We start from the raw sequence: 19,025 nt of genomic DNA, 5'->3' as shown, positions 1-19,025 counted from the left end.
TTTTATTTGAACTCATTAAGAGAAAACATTATGTCGTTCAGCGACGTTAATTATATTACAATAAACATTCCCGAAATGTCAACACATTTAACGAAAAAATTTTTCGAGGAAAAATAAAAATTATTTAACCTCGAAAAATTATGTTTTAACTATCTATATACTTTACTGCTCATGATAATGTTTAGTATTTGCTCGATATAATCGATGACTAATGGATTCATTTTTGGACTCAATTTCTTCAATTATAATGTATCCTTTTTCAATTAAAAATTCAACGAAAAGCTCCAATTCAACTGAGTAATATCTGAGTTCATGATGATTATGTAAATCTTGGATTGTCCAAAGATCTTTTGTAATAAGGGTTTCCATAATATGTTGAGAGCATGATTGAATTCTAGAATTCATAGAAAATTCAATCGCTAAAAATAATAACTCTAATCTTTTTTCAATACTTTCTCTACTTGTAACTAACTCTTCGTATAATTTGTAAATGGAAGGTTCGATTTTTTTTACTTGCGACCAAACTGTCACTTCTGGATATAGACCGCTTTCGATGATTGATAGTCTCGCCAAATATTGAAGAGATTTTACTACATGATTGTATGCATCTAAATAATCTCCACGTTGAAAAAACTCTTTTCCTTCATGATAACTTCTTACTAATTTCGCAAACTGCACGCCCGCCTTAATTTTTCGTCCGAAAAAGGAGAAATCCTCCAACTTCATTTTTAAATTACTCATATATTCATTGCGCTCAAACATGACTTTCCCATGGAAAATCCAGTCTACTAATCGACGGTTTCTACCTATGTAAATCCATTTATTTATTAAATCTTCAGTTACGACATGCATTGCAACTTTTCGTTCCTCGTAACAATAGTGCTTTGTAAAAATCGGTTGCTGGGCTTCTTTAACAATAATTAAAATAATCGTATCAAATGTATCTGTTAAATTGATTTGATCTTCACGTTTATTAACGAGTATTACTCCTAAGGTTTCAGGTTGACTTGCACGTTCTTGATAAATGGAACGTAGTATATAATCCATGTATAGTCCTCCTATTTTACGATTATCATAATTCCTTTCGACATTAGGGAGAAGAATCCTTCTTTTTTCTTTCTATTTCTCGATTCTTCTTGTCTATGTTATATTAATATCAAGATTGGGAGGGCACTCTAATGAATAAAAAATATTCAAGCAAAATTAATAGAATACGTTCCTTCGCACTTGCACTAATTTTCATCGGATTTATAGTCATGTATGGTGCCGTATTTTTCAGAAATAGTGTTATATTAGTTCTACTTTTTATGGGTTTAGGTTTATTATGTATTATTGCCAGCACTGTTGTTTATCTTTGGATCGGAATGTTATCAACCCGGGCAGTGAAAGTAGTTTGTCCAAATTGTGGTAAGCATACAAAAATGTTAGGACGTGTAGATATTTGCATGTATTGCAACGAACCATTGACTTTAGATCCGTCACTAGAAGGAAAAGAATTCAGTGAAGATTACAATAAAAAATCGAAAAATAATCAATAAAACGAATGAGCCTGTCCAAATAGTACAGAACTTTTTGGGCAGGCTCAAATTCTTATGACCAATATTTTTTATCATTTTCGCAACTATTTATCTGCGACGAATGTATTTGTTCTCATTTTTCACCTTTCAAGTAACTCAACCGTTATCATCCAACTCTTTATAAAAAAGATAAACATTAATCGCATACAAGCTATCTTTATGAAGACATAAAAAACCTAGCAACGAAAGTTACTAGGATTTTTTATAGCACTTGCTTATTCTTTTGTTCTAGACAGTCAGGGCATGTTCCATAAACTTCAAGGCGGTGAGAATTAACTTTGTAACCAGTAACATGAGATGCGAAGTGTTCAACTTCTTTTAATGCTGGGTAGTGGAAATCAGTAATTTTCCCACATCCTTCGCAAATCATATGATAATGGTCGTTTGTTACAAAATCAAAACGACTCGCTGCATCACCATAAGTTAATTCTTTAACTAAACCTGCTTCACGAAATACACGTAAATTGTTGTATACTGTAGCAACACTCATGTTTGGAAATTTACCTTCCAATGATTTATATATTTCATCAGCAGTTGGATGAGACATAGAATTAATTAAATATTCCAAAATAGCATGACGTTGTGGAGTAATTCTTACGCCCGTTGCCTTTAACGTGTCTAGAGCATTTTTTAGATGCAATTCAGACATCGTCATGCACCTCTTTCCACTCATTATTAATTGATAATCGTTATAAATAGTGTACCTAAATAATTGAAATTCGTCAACAATTCGACATATTTAAACTCTCGGTATATTGATTTTCTCAAATTTATTATGTTCAATATATTATTTATTGGAAGTTTTCATCATGATAACAATCTAATTTTTAAATAATATTTATTCTAATTTAAAATTAATATCCACGCAAAATATCCATAACATTTTCTAAATCTCTCTCACCGTTCATCCACTTTCTTAAGCTTGGTTTAAATATTTCAAAGCTACGTTCTAAATATCTTGAAGACCGGCTTGAAATATGAGGTGAGAGCGTTACATTATCCATTTCCCAAAGCTTGCTATCACTCGGTAATGGTTCCGTTTCATAAACATCTAACACTGCATGGAAAATTTGCTTTTCTTCAAGTGCTTTTATTAAATCTTCTGTTCGCACTAAATCTCCTCGTCCAAAATTCATAAAAATGCAATTATTTTTCATTAAAGTAAAATCTTCATAAGTCAACAAGTATTTTGTTTCTTTTGTACTTGGCAAAATAGAGATGACAATATCCGCTTTAGGTAACAATTGTTTTAATTTATCCATTGAATGCGTTTCATTCATGTATAGAGCACTTTCTCCGCTGCGGTTGAGTCCAATTGTGTATACTTCAAATGCTTGTAACATACGCCCAACTTCACTGCCAATAGCTCCTGGGCCTAAAATAAGAGCAGTTGAACCATTTAATTCATACAATTTTGTTTGTTGATTCCAAATTTTTTCTGACTGCTGTTTATAAATAAATGGCAATGCTCTTTTAATCGATAACAGATGAGCTAATATCGATTCTGCCATTGGTTTTTTATGTATGCCTCGCACATTTGAAACAACAATACCTCTATCGGCAATTGCTTGTGCAGGCATTTTTTCAATTCCAGCAGAAGCTACAAAAATCCACTCTACTTTTTCAGCAATTTTAATTTTTTCATTATCTAAATCTTCCCCGTAAGTAACTAACACTTCCGCTTTCGCTAATTCTTCTTCATCGATTTTTTTATGGAAAACAAAATCAACTTCAGGAAAATCTTTTAGTAAAGATTCTTTTAAATCTGGTCTTGGATCAAATGTGAAATAAACCCTCATATCGTTACTCCCCTTTAAAATCACGCAAATATTGTAAAACTTCTTTAATATGATCTTTTACGCGAACTTTTCTCCATTCCTTCATAATGATTCCATTTTCATCTATTAGAAATGTAGAACGTTCAATTCCCATATATTCTTTTCCAAAATTTTTCTTTAAAACCCAAACGCCGTATTTTTTACATACTTCATGATTTTCATCTACTAGCAAAGTAAATGGTAAATCATATTTTTCAATAAACTTTTTGTGTCGTTCTGCCGAATCTCCACTAACACCTAATATCACAGCATTCAAATCGGCAAAGGATTCATAATGGTCACGGAAATCACAAGCTTCCGTAGTACAACCAGGCGTCATATCTTTCGGATAAAAATACAGAATTACTTTCTTTCCTCGAAAATTACTTAAGCTCACTGGTTCACCATTTTCATTTAACAGCGTGAAATCTGGTGCTTCCTTATTTACTAAAGATTCATTCATAAAAATTCCTCCCTTTTGAATATCCTACCGAACCGCGTAAAATGTTTCAATTTCTTTGGCGTATTATACCAAAGAAGGCTAAAATAAAGTTGAAATTATAAAATGGAGGCAATACGATGATTCACACAAAATCTGAAGAAGTATATCAAGAAGCTTTACAACATATCGTAGGAGGGGTAAATAGCCCTTCACGTTCCTATAAAGCGGTCGGAGGAGGGGCACCCGTTGTAATGGCAAAAGGAGAAGGACCATATTTTTGGGATGTAGATGGTAACCGCTACATTGACTATTTAGCTGGATATGGTCCAATTATTACTGGCTTTGGACACCCACACATTGCAAAAGCCATAAAATTAGCTGCTGAAACAGGGGTGCTTTTTGGGACTCCAACGGTTCACGAAGTAAAATTTGCCAAAATGTTAAAAGAAGCCATTCCATCTTTAGATAAAGTGCGTTTTACTAATTCCGGTACAGAAGCTGTAATGACGACTGTTCGTGTAGCTCGCGCCTATACTGGACGGACAAAAATCATCAAATTTGAAGGCTGCTATCATGGGCATTTCGACCAAGTATTAGTAGCTGCAGGTTCTGGACCAGCAACTCTTGGTTCACCAGACTCTGCTGGCGTTCCTGTAACAGTTGCTACAGAAGTCATTACGGTTCCTTATAATGATACTGAACAATTCCAAATGGCAATGGATAAATGGGGAGAAGACGTTGCTGCTATTTTAATTGAGCCAATCGTTGGAAACTTCGGTATGGTTATGCCAAAACCAGGTTTTTTAGAATATGTTCATAAAGTTGCAAAAGAATTTGGTGCTCTTACGATATATGATGAAGTTATAACAGCTTTCCGGTTCCATTATGGAGCTGCTCAAGACTTGCTAGGACTAACGCCAGATTTAACGGCAATGGGTAAAATTATCGGAGGAGGCCTACCAATTGGTGCGTATGGCGGCCGTAAGGAAATCATGGATACAGTAGCCCCACTAGGACCAGCCTATCAAGCTGGAACAATGGCAGGAAATCCTGCGTCTATGTTAGCTGGAATCGCTTGTCTTGAAGTATTGCAAACACCGGGAGTATATGAAGAAATGGATCGTCTAGGTGCAATGCTTGAAAAAGGAATTTTAGATGCTGCGGAGAAACATGGCATCACAATAACAGTCAACCGAATAAAAGGAGCGCTTACGGTATACTTTACAAGCGAAAAAGTTGAAAATTATAAACAAGCAGAACAATCGGATGGCGAAATGTTTGCCAAATTCTTTAAATTAATGCTTTCAAAAGGAATCAACTTGGCTCCATCCAAATACGAGGCGTGGTTCTTAACAACTGAACATAAAGAAGAGGATATTCTTGAAACGATTGATGCTGTAAATTATGCCTTTTCAAAATTAAAATAAGAAATGCAAGTATGGAATCCTAAATGCTTCACTCCTAATAATTTTGGGATATGTTGCCTTCTGCAAGCTAAATGGGATACAATAGGATTTCATGCTTTAACCATATTTTCAATACTTATTTTTTGACTAGCATATTTCCTTGGGGGATTTATTAATATAAATGAGAATCAGATTGTTATTGAATTATTTACTTCATTTTAATTTCTTAAAACTTTATAAAGTGGGGGCTACATTATGCAATTAGGCGCCCGAGTATTAAAAACAGGAGTAGCAATCGTCTTTTCTTTATTTTTAGCAGAACTTTTAAGTCTTCCATCGCCTGTTTTTGCTGGTATTGCTGCAATCTTTGCAATTCAACCTTCCATCTATCGTTCATATTTGACGATTGTGGAACAAATTCAAGGAAACTTGATTGGAGCAGTTGTCGCAGTTTTATTCGGGCTATTTTTCGGCCATCATATTGTGGCAATTGGTATCGCAGCAATTATTGTCATTGGCATTATGCTAAAATTGAAATTAAATTCATCCCTTTCATTAGCTCTCGTTACAGTAGTAGTTATTATGGTATATGAAGGCAATGATTTTTTGGAATTTAGTATCATTCGTTTCGCAACGGTAATGATTGGAGTATTTGCTTCTTTTATCGTCAATATGATCTTCCTGCCACCTCGTTATGAAGTAAAGTTATTTAGACTTATTCAAACACTGCAGGATGATATCATTCGATGGTCGAGATTAGCGATTCGAGGTGCTTCAGAGCATGTCTCAACAAAAAAAGCTTTAAGTAAATTTGAAAAAAGACTCTCTGAAATTGAATCAATTTATGATTTATATAAGGAAGAGAGGCAATATAGCAAAAAGAAACGAAATACGCAACTTCGCAGGCTTGTTGTGTATCGTCAAATGATTTTGACAACAAAGAAAAGTTTTGAGTTGCTCGTGAGACTTCATAAGCACGAAAATGAAATCGTCCATTTACCAATCGCATTCCAAACAATGCTCCAAGAACGATTAGACTTTTTGCTAACGTATCATGAACAACTGTTATTGAAATATACTGGAAAACTTCGATCTGAGCATTCAAAATGGTCTGTTAGTAAACATCATTTAAATCGTTCGGAAGTAATGGAACAATTAATTAAACAAATCGAGATTGAAAAACAACGAGAAGGTGAAGAAGAGTTTTCTAGCTATCATTTATTCTACATTTTTTCACGAATTCTTGATTATGAGGAAAACTTGGAACATCTTGATACTTTAATCGTTTCCTTCCGCAACTTCCATAGCCAAGACCGCAATGAAGATTTAGAAGAGCAATTTTATTAATGGAGGGTTTTCTAAAGATAGGGGCTGTCCAGAAAGTCGAACACTTTCTGAACAGCCTTACTTCTTATAGTAATATTCTCTTAAAAACTTTGCTCCTGTGGTGGTCACATCAAACGCGCCCCCTTTGTTGGCTGAAAAATATTTTATTGTAGTTTTTCAACATCAACTATCATAATGATTCCACTATCATAAGAAAGGGCTCCATCTTTTTTCCATTTACTTAAATAGTTACTGATTTTTTGACGGCTGCAACCAAGATAATTCGCCATTTCTTCATGGGTCAGAGGAGATTCAATTAATAGTACTCCTTCTTTATCTTTTGCCATTTTTAAAAGCAACCATCGTAACCGTTCAGGAACTGTCATCGTAGAAAGCACGAAGTTTAACTGTTCCGCTTTTTCTAATTGTTGTATCAAAGAATCAAAAATAAAACTTTCTCTTATATAAGGATTATGTAATAAATCAATCGGCATTGAATAAAGTATACAATCTGTCAGCGCCACAGCGTATCTTGTATATTCCTGACATCCCTTTAAATATTCTAAATATCCAAAAAACTCATTTGACTCGTTTAAAGAAATGGTCGTTGTTTTACCATCTAAAGAATCCGCAGCCAGTTTCACTATTCCCTTTTCAATATAATAAAATGAATTTATTTTCTCTCCTGTTTGATAAATCGGTTTTCCCCTTTTTACTGTAACTAACTCACCGAATTGCATTAATTTATCTGCGATTTTTCCCATAATTCCTCCTTATATACTTTGATTATACTAAAATCTTTTAATTTTGTAACAAAAGTGACAGAAATTATTTTTATTAATGATTAAAATTTCTTTTAACAACAAAACCCATTAATTTAGTTTGTTTTATAAGAAATTAGGTGAATGAAAATGACCGAACATATTGTATTACAGAACGTATACAAAACGTTTTCTAAGAAAAATCATTCCGAGACAGTTGCATTAGAAGATGTTTCACTATCAATAAAACGTGGTGAATTCATCTCCTTACTTGGACCTTCTGGATGTGGGAAATCTACATTATTAAATATCATTGCTGGACTTGAAAAAGAAACTTCTGGACAAGTGCTAATTAATGGCTCACCGATTACAGGGCCTGGAAATGATCGTATTGTTGTTTTTCAAGAATCCGGCTTATTTCCTTGGATGACTGTTTTAGAAAATGTCATGTATGGATTGCTTATAAAAAAAGTGCCAAAAGAAGAAGCAAAGATGCGGGCAATGAATTGGATTCAAAAAGTGCACCTTGGCAAGTTTGCTGACAGAAGCCCTCATGAATTATCTGGAGGGATGAAGCAGCGAGTTGCTATTGCTCGAGCTTTAGTAATGGACCCAGAAATATTATTAATGGATGAACCTTTCGCTGCATTAGATGAACAAACGCGAATGGTACTTCATCAAGAACTGGAGACCTTATGGAGAGAAACGGGTAAAACAGTTATTTTTGTTACCCACAACATTCGTGAAGCTGTCGTTCTTTCAGATCGAATTGTATTAATGAAAACACGGCCAGGTGGAATAAAAAATATATTTTCAGTGCAGGCAGCACGTCCACGCAATTCATCCGACAGCATTTTAAATTATTTAGAAACTCGCATTTTATCTGAGCTTGAGCAAGAGATGGAAAAAGTGCTGAAGGAGGAATTAGGCAGTGATTACGCACTTAAGAAGGATCGCCTTCATATTGATCCTCATAATAATTTGGGAAGCGATATCTAAACTCCAACTATTTCCTGCATTTATGTGGCCACCCCTACTTTTTCCAAATGAACCTGGGGGAGTAACTGTATTTAAAACTTTCATTAGTGGAATTGCCTCTGGTCAATTGCTAGAAGCTACAGGTGCTTCCCTACTAAGGCTGATTATCGGATTTATTATTGCTATCGTAATTGGGCTGCTACTAGGATTATTAATTTATAAATATAAAGTTGTAGATGATACGCTTGGATTTTTTGTAACAAGCTTACAGGCGATTCCAAATATCGTTTGGTTGCCGTTAGCCATTTTATGGTTCGGACTGGGGGTAGGATCTGTTCTATTTATTGTCATATTAGGTGCCGCCATCTCTGTGACCATTACATCGAGCGCTGCATTTAAAGGAGTAAATCCCCTATTGATACGTGTAGCACAAACGATGGGATCTTCTGGCTGGCATTTATTCCGAACTGTTATTTTTAAAGCTTCCATCCCGCAGCTAATTGCAGGACTTCGCATTGCTTGGGCTCTTGCTTGGCGAGCAGTTCTTGCTGGAGAATTACTTGGCGGCGGTGGTGGCGGTCTTGGAACATTGCTTGACTTAGGCCGCTCTATTCAAGCGATGGATTTAATTTTCAGCATCATGATCATCATCGGAATCATTGGCTCTCTAATAGACAATATTGTCTTCGTTCGCCTCGAAAAATTTGTATTCCGTAAATGGGGCATTTCATCAACTTAAAAGGAGATGTAAAAATGAAAAAGATTTTATACTTAGCGATTTTATCACTTATCGTATTTGTACTCGCTGCATGTGGAAACAGCGGTTCAGAAAATAGTGGAGAATCTGGAGGTAGTTCTGAAGCAACTGAAATTCGTATCGGCTATTTCCCAAATATGACACATATCGCAACAATTGTGGCATTGAAAAAAGGATATTTTGAAGAACAATTTGGCGATGTAAAGATTTCTACAAATACTTTTAGTGATGGTTCTTCCTTCATGGAAGCTATGTCAACTAACGCCATTGATATCGGTACAGTAGGACCTACTCCAGCTTTAAACACATTTATTAAAAATCCAAAACACGAAATTATTTCAGGTGCAGTTAACGGTGGAGCGGTTTTAGTTGTTGCTGGCGATTCAAATATAAACTCTGTGCAAGATTTAGTTGGTAAAAAAATCGCTATCCCAACATTCGGTAGTACGCAAGATGTTGGTTTAAGAAAATCTCTAATTGACGCTGGGGTAAATGTGAAAGATGTCATTACAGTTAAACAAGCACCAGCTGATACAGCAGCATTAATATTAAAAGGAGAATTAGATGGTGCTGCAACTCAAGAACCTTGGGGAGTAAATATCGAAACAACTGCAGGTGCTAAATTATTATTAGATGAAAATGAATTTGCTTGGGGCAGTGAATCAACAAACACTGTTGTAGTAGCACAAACAAAATTTACAGAAGCTAACCCAGAACTTACAAAAAAATATTTAAAAGCGCATATTCAAGCGATTCAATTTATTAATGAAAATCCAGATGAAGCGATTCAACTATTCTTAGATCATATTAAAGAAATTACAGGTAAAGAGCTTTCATCTGATGAAGTAACGAAAGCATTTGCTCGATTAAAAGCGACAACAGATGTAAATGAAGATGTCATTAAAGAAATGGCAGTAATTTCAAAAGAAGCCGGATACATTAATTCTGACAACATCGAAGGACTTGTAAACCTTTCTTATTTAAATGAAGTATTAAATGAACAATAATAACAAAATTTTATTGTAAAATGCGGGCACTTAACCAAGTCTTGTCCTTATCCTATGGGTATGAGCAACTTGGAGAAGTTGCCCGTCTTCGTTTAATGAAAGTACTGTTAATTTTTAGTAACACTCTTTGAAAGGACGTCCATTATGAAAAGATATAATTCGATCGTAGAACTTATTGGCAACACGCCCATTGTGAAATTAAATAAACTACCTTCTCCTGAAGGAGCAAACGTTTATATAAAATTGGAATCTTTTAACCCTGGTGGGAGCGTAAAAGACCGCGCTGCCTATAATATGATTGTACGTGCAGAAAAAGAAGGAAAATTAATCCCTGGGAAAAGTACCGTCATTGAACCAACGTCAGGAAATACAGGAATCGGGCTTGCAATGGTTTGTGCAGTTAGAGGTTATCGTTGTATTATTACGATGCCTGATAATGCAACGAAAGAACGCATTCAATTAATGCGGGCATATGGAGCAGAAGTGTACTTAACTCCAAGTCATTTGAGAATGCAAGGTGCCATTGATGAAGCATATCGAATTGCAGCAAACATTCCAGATCACTTCATTCCACTCCAATTCGAGAACGAAGCCAATTCGGATGCTCATCGAAATACAACAGCGGTTGAAATATTAAATGCTTTCGGAAATCAACTAGATGCTTTTGTTTTAACAGCAGGTACTGGCGGCACTATTACAGGTACAGGAGAAGAATTGAAGAAAGCTTTGCCAAACTTGAAAATTTACGTTGTTGAACCAGCTGGATCTCCAGTACTCGCTGGTGGAAGCCCAGGGCCACACAAAATCCCAGGCACAGGACCAGGATTCATCCCTAAAATTTTAAATACAAACATTTATGATAAAATTCTTCATATAGAAGATGGAGCTGCCCAAGAGACAGCAAGACGTCTAGCTAGTGAAGAAGGAATTTTAGTCGGTGCATCTGGCGCAGCTTCTGCCTATTTTGCAATTCAATTTGCGAAAGACCTTCCTAAACAAGCAAATGTGCTGTGCCTTGCACCTGATACTGGAGAACGATACTTATCGACAGATTTATTTGAAGTATAAATAAAGATCCAAAGTCAATAATGCTAAAAAGAGCTTGCTAGAATGACAAAAATTCCAGCAAGCTCTTATTTATCAAATTGGAAAGACTTTAGTTTTTCATTTTTGGATCAAGTGCATCTCTTAATCCGTCCCCCATTAAGTTAAATCCAAGAACAGTTAACATAATTGCAAGTCCAGGGAAAATCATTGTCCAAGGTGCATTCATTAAATAAATGCGCGCATCCGCTAACATTTTACCCCATTCTGGTTGTGGCGGTTCCGCTCCTAACCCTAAGAAGCTGAGAGCTGCCGCTTCAATGATAGCAGTCGCAATTGCTAATGTACCTTGAACGATGACTGGTGCAAAAGAGTTTGGCAATATGTGTCTTAATAATATTCTGGAATCTTTCATTCCAATTGCCTTTGCTGCTGTTATATATTCTTCTTCTTTAACACTTAATACTTTTGAACGAATTAACCTTCCAAAATTCGGCACGTTTACGATAGCAATCGCAATGAGAGCATTTTGTAAGGAACTACCTAAAATTGAAACAATTGCAATAGCCAATAATATACTTGGAAAGGCTAGTAAAATATCAAAGAACCTTGAAATGATCGTATCAACCCATCGACCATAATAGCCTGCAATGATTCCTAAAAAACTACCAAGAACAGCAGACAATACAACCGCACCAAAGCCGACTGTTAAAGAAATTTGTGCCCCCCATACAACACGAGAAAAAATATCTCTTCCAAATTCATCTGTTCCAAACCAAAATTCACTTGAAGGAGGTACTAAATGAGTGCTTGGATCTCCTAACTTTTGCTCGTTAATCCCTTCAGGAGCAATAATTGGAGCAAAAAGTGCAACAAGGATGAAAAACAATACAATGACTGTTCCCGCTACAGCCGATTTACTTCTTAGAAAAGTGCGTAACGCTTCTTTCCAAGGAGACGTCACTTTATCTTCCACTACTTGCACATTCATGTCTTTTGTTGCTGTTTCTGCCATAGTCTCCCCCTCCTTCTAGTTGTACTTAATTCGCTTGTCAATGAATGAATATAAAATATCGACAATAAAGTTGATAATGACGAAGAGAAATGCCACAACTAAAATGCCAGATTGAATCACCGGATAATCCCTAAATCCAATTGCTTCATATATGTAGCGACCAATTCCTGGCCAACTAAAAATTGTTTCTGTTAAAATAGCTCCACCTAACAGCAATCCAGTTTGTAAACCAATTACCGTTAAAATTGGAATAATTGCATTTTTTAAAGCATGTTTATACACGACAATAAACATTTTTTGTCCTTTTGCACGAGCTGTGCGAATGTAATCAGATCGCATTACTTCAAGCATAGATGAACGAGTCATTCTGGCAATAATCGCCATCGGGATAGTTGCAAGAGCCATTCCAGGCAAAATTAGGTGTTTTACGACTGTTCCAAATTGATCATATCTACCTTGAATTAATGTATCGATTAAATAAAAATGCGTTATGGCCATAATTGGATCTCGTACTTCCTCACGTCCAGAAGTAGGAAACCATCCTAAATTAATGCTGAACAACCATTGTTCTAACAAACCAAGCCAAAACACTGGCACCGATACGCCAATTAAAGCAATTACCATTGCTAAATAATCAAACCAAGTATTTTGGAACCAAGCCGATATAATACCAGCATTCATTCCGATTACAACTGCAATAAACATCGCAAAAAACGCTAATTCAAAGGTTGCGGCAAGATATGGCCAAATTTCAGTAGATATTGGTTGATTTGTTCGGATAGATACCCCTAAGTCTCCTGTAAGCAACCCTTTTAAGTAATCAAAATATTGAATATACCACGGATTATTTAGTCCTAAATTTTCTCTTAATGCTTCCACAGATTCTTTTGTTGCTTGTTGTCCTAAAATCATTTGGGCTGGCTCCCCAGGAATTGCACGAATAATTAAAAATACAATAAAAGTCATTCCAAGAAGCACAGGGATTAGTTGCAAAAATCTACGCCCTATGTAGTGAAGCATATTCTTCACCCCTCTACAAATGGTATAAATGCTTGGCACTCATACAACTTGCATGAGTGCCTTGCATGAAATTACTGAATTTCTACATTCGATAATACTTCTGAACCCGTTGGATGTGGTTTGTAGTTCGTTACACCTTTCTTAGCAGCAAGAAGTGGTATAGAGTGAGCTAATGGTACCCAAGGAGCGTCTTCTTTTATAATCTCTTGAGCTTTCTTATATAGCTCATTTCTCTTTTCTTCGTCTACTTCAGATTGAGCTTGGATTAGTAAGTTGTGAACTTCTTCGTTCGCATAGTACGCATAGTTATTGCTTCCGATTGTATCTTTATCTAGTAATGTATAAATGAAGTTATCTGCATCCCCATTGTCACCAGTCCAACCTAATAAGAATGCATCGAATTCACCATTTTTCGCCATATCTAAATATGTTGCCCATTCTGCTGTTTTAATTTCAGATGGAATTCCAACGTCTTGTAAGTTTTTCTGAATAGCTTCAGCAATTTTTCTTCCATCTGGCATATATGGACGTGGTACAGGCATCGCCCAAAGTTCAATTGGTGTACCATCATATCCAGCTTCAGCAAGAAGAGCTTTTGCTTTTTCTGGATCATATTCATAATCTTTTATCGCATCATTATAACCGCTAATAGATGGTGGCATTGGGTTTACTGCCACTTCAGCTCTTCCCAAATAGAATGCGTCTACAATCGCTTGTTTATCAATTGCATGGTTCACTGCTTGACGCACTAGTTTATTATCAAATGGTGGACGAGTGTTAGTTAAACCTAAATAACCAATATTCATAGATGGTCGTTCAATTAGTTGTAAATTCGCGTTTGCTTCAACTGATTGTGCATCTGATGGATTAATTCCGTCTGCTAAATCGATTTCCCCAGCAACTAATGCATTTAAGCGCGCTGAGTTATCAGGAATAGAGCGGAAAATAACTTTGTCTAACTTTGGTAAACCTTCTTGCCAGTAATCTTCAAATTTTTCAAGTGTAATAGAATCATTTCGTTTCCATTCAACAAACTTAAATGGTCCAGTACCAACTGGATTATCTCCAAAGCTTTCACCATATTGATCTAAAGCTGTAGGTGAAGCAATACCGAATGGGAACATCGCTAAGTTTTTCAAGAATGGTGCTTGTGGTCTTGATAATTTAAAGATAACCGTATAATCGCCATCAGCAATTACTTCACTAATAATATCTTCTCCATCAGCTTTAAACATGGAGTGATAGTAATAGAATTTTTCTGAAGCTCCAGCTTTCCAGCGTTCGAAGTTTTTCACTACCGCTTCAGCATTGAAATCTGTACCATCATGGAACTTGACACCTTCACGTAGTTTAAACGTATACGTTAAACCATCTTCACTTACTTCCCAGCTCTCAGCAAGTCCTGGGTGAATCGTTGTATCTTGCTCACCGAAATTTACTAATGTTTCATATATGTTGATTGTTACTTTTGCTGATTCACCATCTGTAACAATCGCTGGGTCTAGAGATACTGAATCTCCACCGCGTCCAAATACTAATACTTGCGGTACATTTGATTTTTTGTCTCCGTCCGTTTCAGCTGGTTCATTCGCTTTATCATTACCGCTACAAGCAGCCAAAACGAATATCAGTAGAAGCAGTCCTACTGACCAAAGTTTTTTTAACATAAAACCCCTCCTAATTTCAAATCTTAAATTTATGTCATTGCTGCGGTTCATCATAAAGATGACACGCAACAGAATGACCAGGTTTAACTTCTTTTAATTCTGGAACTATTGTCTTACATGCTTCTGTTGCAAATGGACATCTTTGTTGGAATAAACAACCATTCTTTGGTAGAGATTCTGCAACATCTCCTTGAATCAAGATTTGTTCCTTTTGATAAGTAGGGTCCGGTATTGGAACTGAAGAAAGCAACACTTTTGTATATGGATGTAACGGTTCCTCGTAAAGAGATTCGCATTCTGCTAATTCTACTAATCTTCCTAAATACATGACCCCTACACGATCACTAATGTGTCGTACAACACCTAAATCATGTGCAATAAATATATATGTTAGTTTCAAATCTTCTTGTAAGCGCTTCATTAGATTTAGAACTTGAGCCTGTATCGAAACGTCTAATGCTGACACTGGTTCATCAGCAATGATGAGTTTTGGATTTGTCATTAGAGCTCTTGCAATACCAATTCGCTGTCTTTGCCCACCGCTAAATTGGTGGGGATATCTTTTTGCATGGTACGAATTTAAACCAACGATTTGGAGAAATTCTTTTACCATTTCTTTTCGAACACTTTTATTTCCAATACCATGAACAATTAACGGTTCTTCTAATATTTGTTCAACAGTATGTCTTGGATTTAATGAAGCATAAGGGTCTTGGAACACCATTTGTAAATCTCTTCTTGCTTTCCGCATCTCACTTTTTGAGAGAGATGTTAGTTCAATGCCATTAAAATAGATTTTTCCATCCGTCGGCTCCAAAAGCCGCATAATCATTCTTCCTGTTGTGGACTTTCCACAGCCCGATTCCCCCACAATGCCCAGTGTCTCACCTTCATATACTTCAAACGAAACACCATCAACCGCTTTCACTACATCAGTTGTTTTTGAAAATCCCTTTTTTTTCTTGGGAAAATGTTTTTTTAATTGTTCAACTTTCAACAGCACGTTTGTCATAAACTGTCCCCTCCCCTTTTTCCAATAAGAAACATCTTGCCTTATGATTGGCTGAAACATCATATATTGGAGGATTTTCATTAAAGCAACGTTCTCTCGCAAATTCACATCTTGGTGCAAATCGACATCCTACTTTTATTGACCCAGGTTTCGGCACTGCACCAGGAATAGAATAGAGCGTTTCTTTTTTCTCTCGCATATCTGGAACTGATTGAATTAATCCTCTTGTATATGGATGGCTCGGATTTTTAAATATTTCCATCACTGGTGCTTCTTCCACAATTTGTCCACTATACATAACAATTACTCGTTCACATATTTCCGCCACTACCCCTAAATCGTGGGTAATGAGTAGAACAGCTGAATTGAATTTTTTATTCAAGTCTTGCATTAGTTTCATAATTTGCGCTTGGATTGTTACATCCAAAGCGGTTGTCGGTTCATCAGCAATAACTAGTTTCGGATTACATGCCAAAGCCATCGCGATCATTACACGTTGTCTCATCCCCCCTGATAATTGATGGGGATATTCTTTCATCAATTCTTCTGCTCGACGAAGCCCAACAAGTTTCATCATTTCAATGGCATGATTGGCAGCCTTCTTTTTATCCCACTTATTATGTATTCGAATAGCCTCAATCAATTGGTTACCAATTGTATAGAGAGGATTTAGAGACGTCATTGGTTCTTGAAATATCATGGCAATATCTTTTCCACGAATCTTTCTCATTTCTTTTTCAGAAAGCTTCGTTAAGTCTTTGCCTTCAAGTAATATTTCACCTGATGTAATTTTTCCTGGAGGGTTTGGAACTAGTCCCATTATGGATAACGAGGTAACACTTTTCCCGCAACCAGATTCTCCAACAATTCCTAATATCTCTCCCTCATAAACTTTAAAATCTATATGATCTACTGCAGGAATTTTTCCGTCGTTAGTAAAAAACGTCGTTTCTAATCCTTTTACCTCTAACAACACTTTTCTTTCCATGTATTCACCCCATTTGTTTTTTTGTAGCTTCGTGTTGAAAAATTGACTCATTTTACTTTTTAATTAGAATTTTCTGAAATAATATTGCAAAAAAATTCGCTTGAATGAATGGCTTAGTTAATCATCCTTCTACCTTAAATCAAAAATACTACTAGTAAAAAAGTAGAATATCATAATATAATGATTTAATTTTAACAAATGCCAGATAAGAAAAAAAATTCCCTAAACTAAAAATTTTTCCATTTTACTAAACATTTTATACTTTTATATCTAACCTAGCAATATTTGTTTTTATTACAGAAAATTTAGAATTATTCAATTTATTCAATCCGACAAAAGTTTTATTTTGTTTTTTTATCTATATAAGGTGATGAAGAAATTAAATATTTTTAGAGCATAACATTATTTTCAACATAAAAAAACACCCAACCTCAATTGGTTGAGTGCAAAATCAATTATTCTAAATGTTGTATTTGGAATAAATCATGGTAAACTCCCTTTTTCGACATTAACGACTCATGAGTTCCTTCTTCAATTAGTTCACCATGATCGATAACAAATATTTTATCTGCATGGGTAATTGTTGAAAGACGGTGGGCAATAATGATTGTCGTTCTATCACTTGCCAAACGTTCCAAAGATTCCTGAATTAACGCTTCACTTTCTAAATCCAAAGCGGAAGTTGCTTCATCTAACACTAATATCGGAGGATTTTTTAAGAACACCCTTGCAATCGCGATGCGTTGTTTTTGACCTCCAGAAAGCTTCACACCTCGTTCTCCCACTTTTGTGTCATAGCCATTTGGCAGGGACATAATAAAATCATGAGCGTTTGCTGCTTTTGCTGCAGCAACGACTTCTTCATCAGTTGCATCCGGTTTTCCCATTAAAATATTTTGTTTTACTGAATCGCTGAATAAAATATTGTCTTGCAATACAATCCCAATTTGCGAGCGCAATGATTTAATATCTACATCCCGCACATCTCGATCGTCAATTTTTACCGAACCACCCGTTACATCATAAAAACGTGGGATGAGGCTAACAATCGTCGATTTTCCTCCACCGCTCATTCCTACAAACGCTGCTGTTTCTCCTGGTTGAATTGTAAAGTTTACATTTTTCAAGACTGGGTTTCCTTCTTCTTCATACTTAAATTCAACATTTTTAAACTCTACTTTCCCCGATACAGGTGGTAAAGGCAATGCATTCGATTTATTTTGAACATCATATTCTTCATCCATCAAACTAAACATTCGGTCCATGGAAGCAATGGATTGAGTAAGCGTTGTCGATGAGTTCACCAATCTTCTTAGCGGTGCATACAACCGTTCGATATAACCCATGAAGGCTGCCATTTCTCCGACAGAAAGTTGTCCATTAATGATTAAATATGATGCAAAACCAATCACTAATAATGGCGCAATATCCGTTATAGTGTTAACAACCGCAAAAGATTTTGCATTCCATCTTGTATGATCCAACGATTTTTCTAAAAACTCTCCATTTTCTTTATCAAAAATCTTTTGCTCATGTTCCTCAAGAGCAAAACTTTTTATGATGCTGATGCCGCTTACTCTTTCATGTAAATAGCTTTGTACATTTGCTAACGCTTGCGAACGTATTCTTGTTAATGCCCTTAGTCTTCCAAAAAAATATTTTACGCTAATTGCAAATAAAGGAAGAGAAATAATAGAAACAATTGTTAACTTCCAATTCATTGTTAACATGATTCCTATTACAATAAGAATCGTCGTCATATCAAGCCACAAGTTCATAAGACCAATCATCACGAAGTTTTTCGTTGATTCGACATCATTGATTACACGGGATATAATATCTCCTGCACGATGATTGGAATAATATTTCAAGCTTAATTTTTGCAAATGTACAAACAGTTTTTTTCGAATATCAAACAACACTTTATTGCTGACGTGTTGGGCAAAATATTGTCGGTAATATTCAACAGGTGGACGAATAATAAAGAAAATAATAATCGCTCCACCTAGCCAATAAACCAATTGCTCAATACGCTCGGCATTCGTTAATTCCGTATTTAATATAATATCATCGATTACAATTTTAGTTAAAAACGGAATAAATAAAGGAATAGCAAACTTAATAACTCCTATAATGAGGGTTAAAATGATTTCCCAATAATAGGGTTTTACAAATTGCATATATCTTCTAATACTATCCAAATATCGT

The 19,025-nt window shown here is 35.6% G+C and carries 18 protein-coding genes; 7 read left to right on the top strand and 11 right to left on the bottom strand.

Features of this window, described 5'->3' with window-relative positions:
- Positions 1–162 precede the first annotated feature (162 nt).
- Complete coding sequence (locus NSQ18_RS10330; RefSeq protein WP_096552214.1) at positions 163–1,047, bottom strand: nucleotidyltransferase-like protein; 885 nt, start codon at positions 1,045–1,047, stop codon at positions 163–165.
- A gap of 131 nt (positions 1,048–1,178) precedes the next feature.
- Here NSQ18_RS10330 and NSQ18_RS10325 point away from each other — a divergent pair, with 131 nt between their 5' ends.
- On the top strand, positions 1,179–1,538 hold the full coding sequence (locus tag NSQ18_RS10325) for a YgzB family protein (RefSeq protein ID WP_016837846.1): 360 nt from the start codon (positions 1,179–1,181) through the stop codon (positions 1,536–1,538).
- A gap of 241 nt (positions 1,539–1,779) precedes the next feature.
- Here NSQ18_RS10325 and perR read toward each other — a convergent pair whose 3' ends face one another.
- The 3 genes from perR to bcp all read right to left on the bottom strand — a co-directional run bounded on the left by perR (position 1,780) and on the right by bcp (position 3,857).
- Positions 1,780–2,226 carry a peroxide-responsive transcriptional repressor PerR gene (gene perR / locus NSQ18_RS10320; protein WP_016837847.1) on the bottom strand — a complete coding sequence of 149 codons (447 nt, stop codon included), beginning with the start codon at positions 2,224–2,226 and terminating at the stop codon, positions 1,780–1,782.
- Between the two features lie 205 nt (positions 2,227–2,431).
- On the bottom strand, positions 2,432–3,376 hold the full coding sequence (locus tag NSQ18_RS10315) for a D-2-hydroxyacid dehydrogenase (protein WP_016837848.1): 945 nt from the start codon (positions 3,374–3,376) through the stop codon (positions 2,432–2,434).
- 4 nt (positions 3,377–3,380) lie between these two features.
- A complete protein-coding gene (bcp, locus tag NSQ18_RS10310; RefSeq protein WP_016837849.1) occupies positions 3,381–3,857 on the bottom strand; it encodes a thioredoxin-dependent thiol peroxidase in 477 nt (158 codons plus the stop codon).
- A 116-nt stretch (positions 3,858–3,973) separates the two neighbouring features.
- On the opposite strand from bcp, the gene NSQ18_RS10305 reads away from it, so the two are divergent.
- Positions 3,974–5,263: a glutamate-1-semialdehyde 2,1-aminomutase gene (locus NSQ18_RS10305; RefSeq protein WP_339287970.1), complete on the top strand. Its 1,290-nt coding sequence runs from the start codon at positions 3,974–3,976 to the stop codon at positions 5,261–5,263.
- A 234-nt stretch (positions 5,264–5,497) separates the two neighbouring features.
- Complete coding sequence (locus tag NSQ18_RS10300) at positions 5,498–6,589, top strand: aromatic acid exporter family protein (RefSeq protein ID WP_016837851.1); 1,092 nt, start codon at positions 5,498–5,500, stop codon at positions 6,587–6,589.
- Between the two features lie 143 nt (positions 6,590–6,732).
- Here NSQ18_RS10300 and NSQ18_RS10295 read toward each other — a convergent pair whose 3' ends face one another.
- Positions 6,733–7,332 carry a Crp/Fnr family transcriptional regulator gene (locus NSQ18_RS10295; protein ID WP_016837852.1) on the bottom strand — a complete coding sequence of 200 codons (600 nt, stop codon included), beginning with the start codon at positions 7,330–7,332 and terminating at the stop codon, positions 6,733–6,735.
- A gap of 147 nt (positions 7,333–7,479) precedes the next feature.
- Between NSQ18_RS10295 and NSQ18_RS10290 the strand changes: the two genes are divergently transcribed.
- The 4 genes from NSQ18_RS10290 (at position 7,480) to cysK (ending at position 11,139) form a co-directional block, all read left to right on the top strand.
- A complete protein-coding gene (locus tag NSQ18_RS10290) occupies positions 7,480–8,328 on the top strand; it encodes an ABC transporter ATP-binding protein (protein WP_016837853.1) in 849 nt (282 codons plus the stop codon).
- The gene (locus NSQ18_RS10285; protein WP_172597892.1) at positions 8,294–9,046 is read left to right on the top strand and encodes an ABC transporter permease subunit; all 753 of its coding nucleotides are present in this window, start codon (positions 8,294–8,296) and stop codon (positions 9,044–9,046) included. Before NSQ18_RS10290 ends, NSQ18_RS10285 begins: the two co-directional genes overlap by 35 nt.
- A gap of 14 nt (positions 9,047–9,060) precedes the next feature.
- Complete coding sequence (locus NSQ18_RS10280) at positions 9,061–10,071, top strand: aliphatic sulfonate ABC transporter substrate-binding protein (RefSeq protein ID WP_168412755.1); 1,011 nt, start codon at positions 9,061–9,063, stop codon at positions 10,069–10,071.
- 144 nt (positions 10,072–10,215) lie between these two features.
- Positions 10,216–11,139, top strand: coding sequence for a cysteine synthase A (gene cysK / locus NSQ18_RS10275; protein ID WP_016837856.1), 924 nt, complete (start codon positions 10,216–10,218; stop codon positions 11,137–11,139).
- An 88-nt stretch (positions 11,140–11,227) separates the two neighbouring features.
- Here cysK and NSQ18_RS10270 read toward each other — a convergent pair whose 3' ends face one another.
- The 6 genes from NSQ18_RS10270 to NSQ18_RS10245 all read right to left on the bottom strand — a co-directional run bounded on the left by NSQ18_RS10270 (position 11,228) and on the right by NSQ18_RS10245 (position 19,018).
- Positions 11,228–12,130, bottom strand: coding sequence for an ABC transporter permease (locus NSQ18_RS10270; protein WP_016837857.1), 903 nt, complete (start codon positions 12,128–12,130; stop codon positions 11,228–11,230).
- A gap of 15 nt (positions 12,131–12,145) precedes the next feature.
- A complete protein-coding gene (locus NSQ18_RS10265; protein WP_016837858.1) occupies positions 12,146–13,150 on the bottom strand; it encodes an ABC transporter permease in 1,005 nt (334 codons plus the stop codon).
- 71 nt (positions 13,151–13,221) lie between these two features.
- Positions 13,222–14,817 (bottom strand): ABC transporter substrate-binding protein, encoded by a 1,596-nt coding sequence (locus NSQ18_RS10260; protein WP_016837859.1) that lies wholly within the window; start codon positions 14,815–14,817, stop codon positions 13,222–13,224.
- Positions 14,818–14,851: 34 nt separating this feature from the next.
- The gene (locus NSQ18_RS10255) at positions 14,852–15,829 is read right to left on the bottom strand and encodes a dipeptide ABC transporter ATP-binding protein (RefSeq protein ID WP_016837860.1); all 978 of its coding nucleotides are present in this window, start codon (positions 15,827–15,829) and stop codon (positions 14,852–14,854) included.
- A complete protein-coding gene (locus NSQ18_RS10250; protein WP_016837861.1) occupies positions 15,804–16,817 on the bottom strand; it encodes an ABC transporter ATP-binding protein in 1,014 nt (337 codons plus the stop codon). The genes NSQ18_RS10255 and NSQ18_RS10250 overlap by 26 nt, the downstream gene beginning before the upstream one ends.
- 455 nt (positions 16,818–17,272) lie before the next feature.
- Positions 17,273–19,018, bottom strand: coding sequence for an ABC transporter ATP-binding protein (locus NSQ18_RS10245; RefSeq protein ID WP_339287963.1), 1,746 nt, complete (start codon positions 19,016–19,018; stop codon positions 17,273–17,275).
- Between the last annotated feature and the right edge of the window lie 7 nt (positions 19,019–19,025).

The organism is Ureibacillus sp. FSL K6-0786, from assembly GCF_037965165.1.
GTDB lineage: Bacteria > Bacillota > Bacilli > Bacillales_A > Planococcaceae > Ureibacillus > Ureibacillus thermosphaericus.
This window is presented reverse-complemented; position numbering and strand designations above follow the sequence as displayed.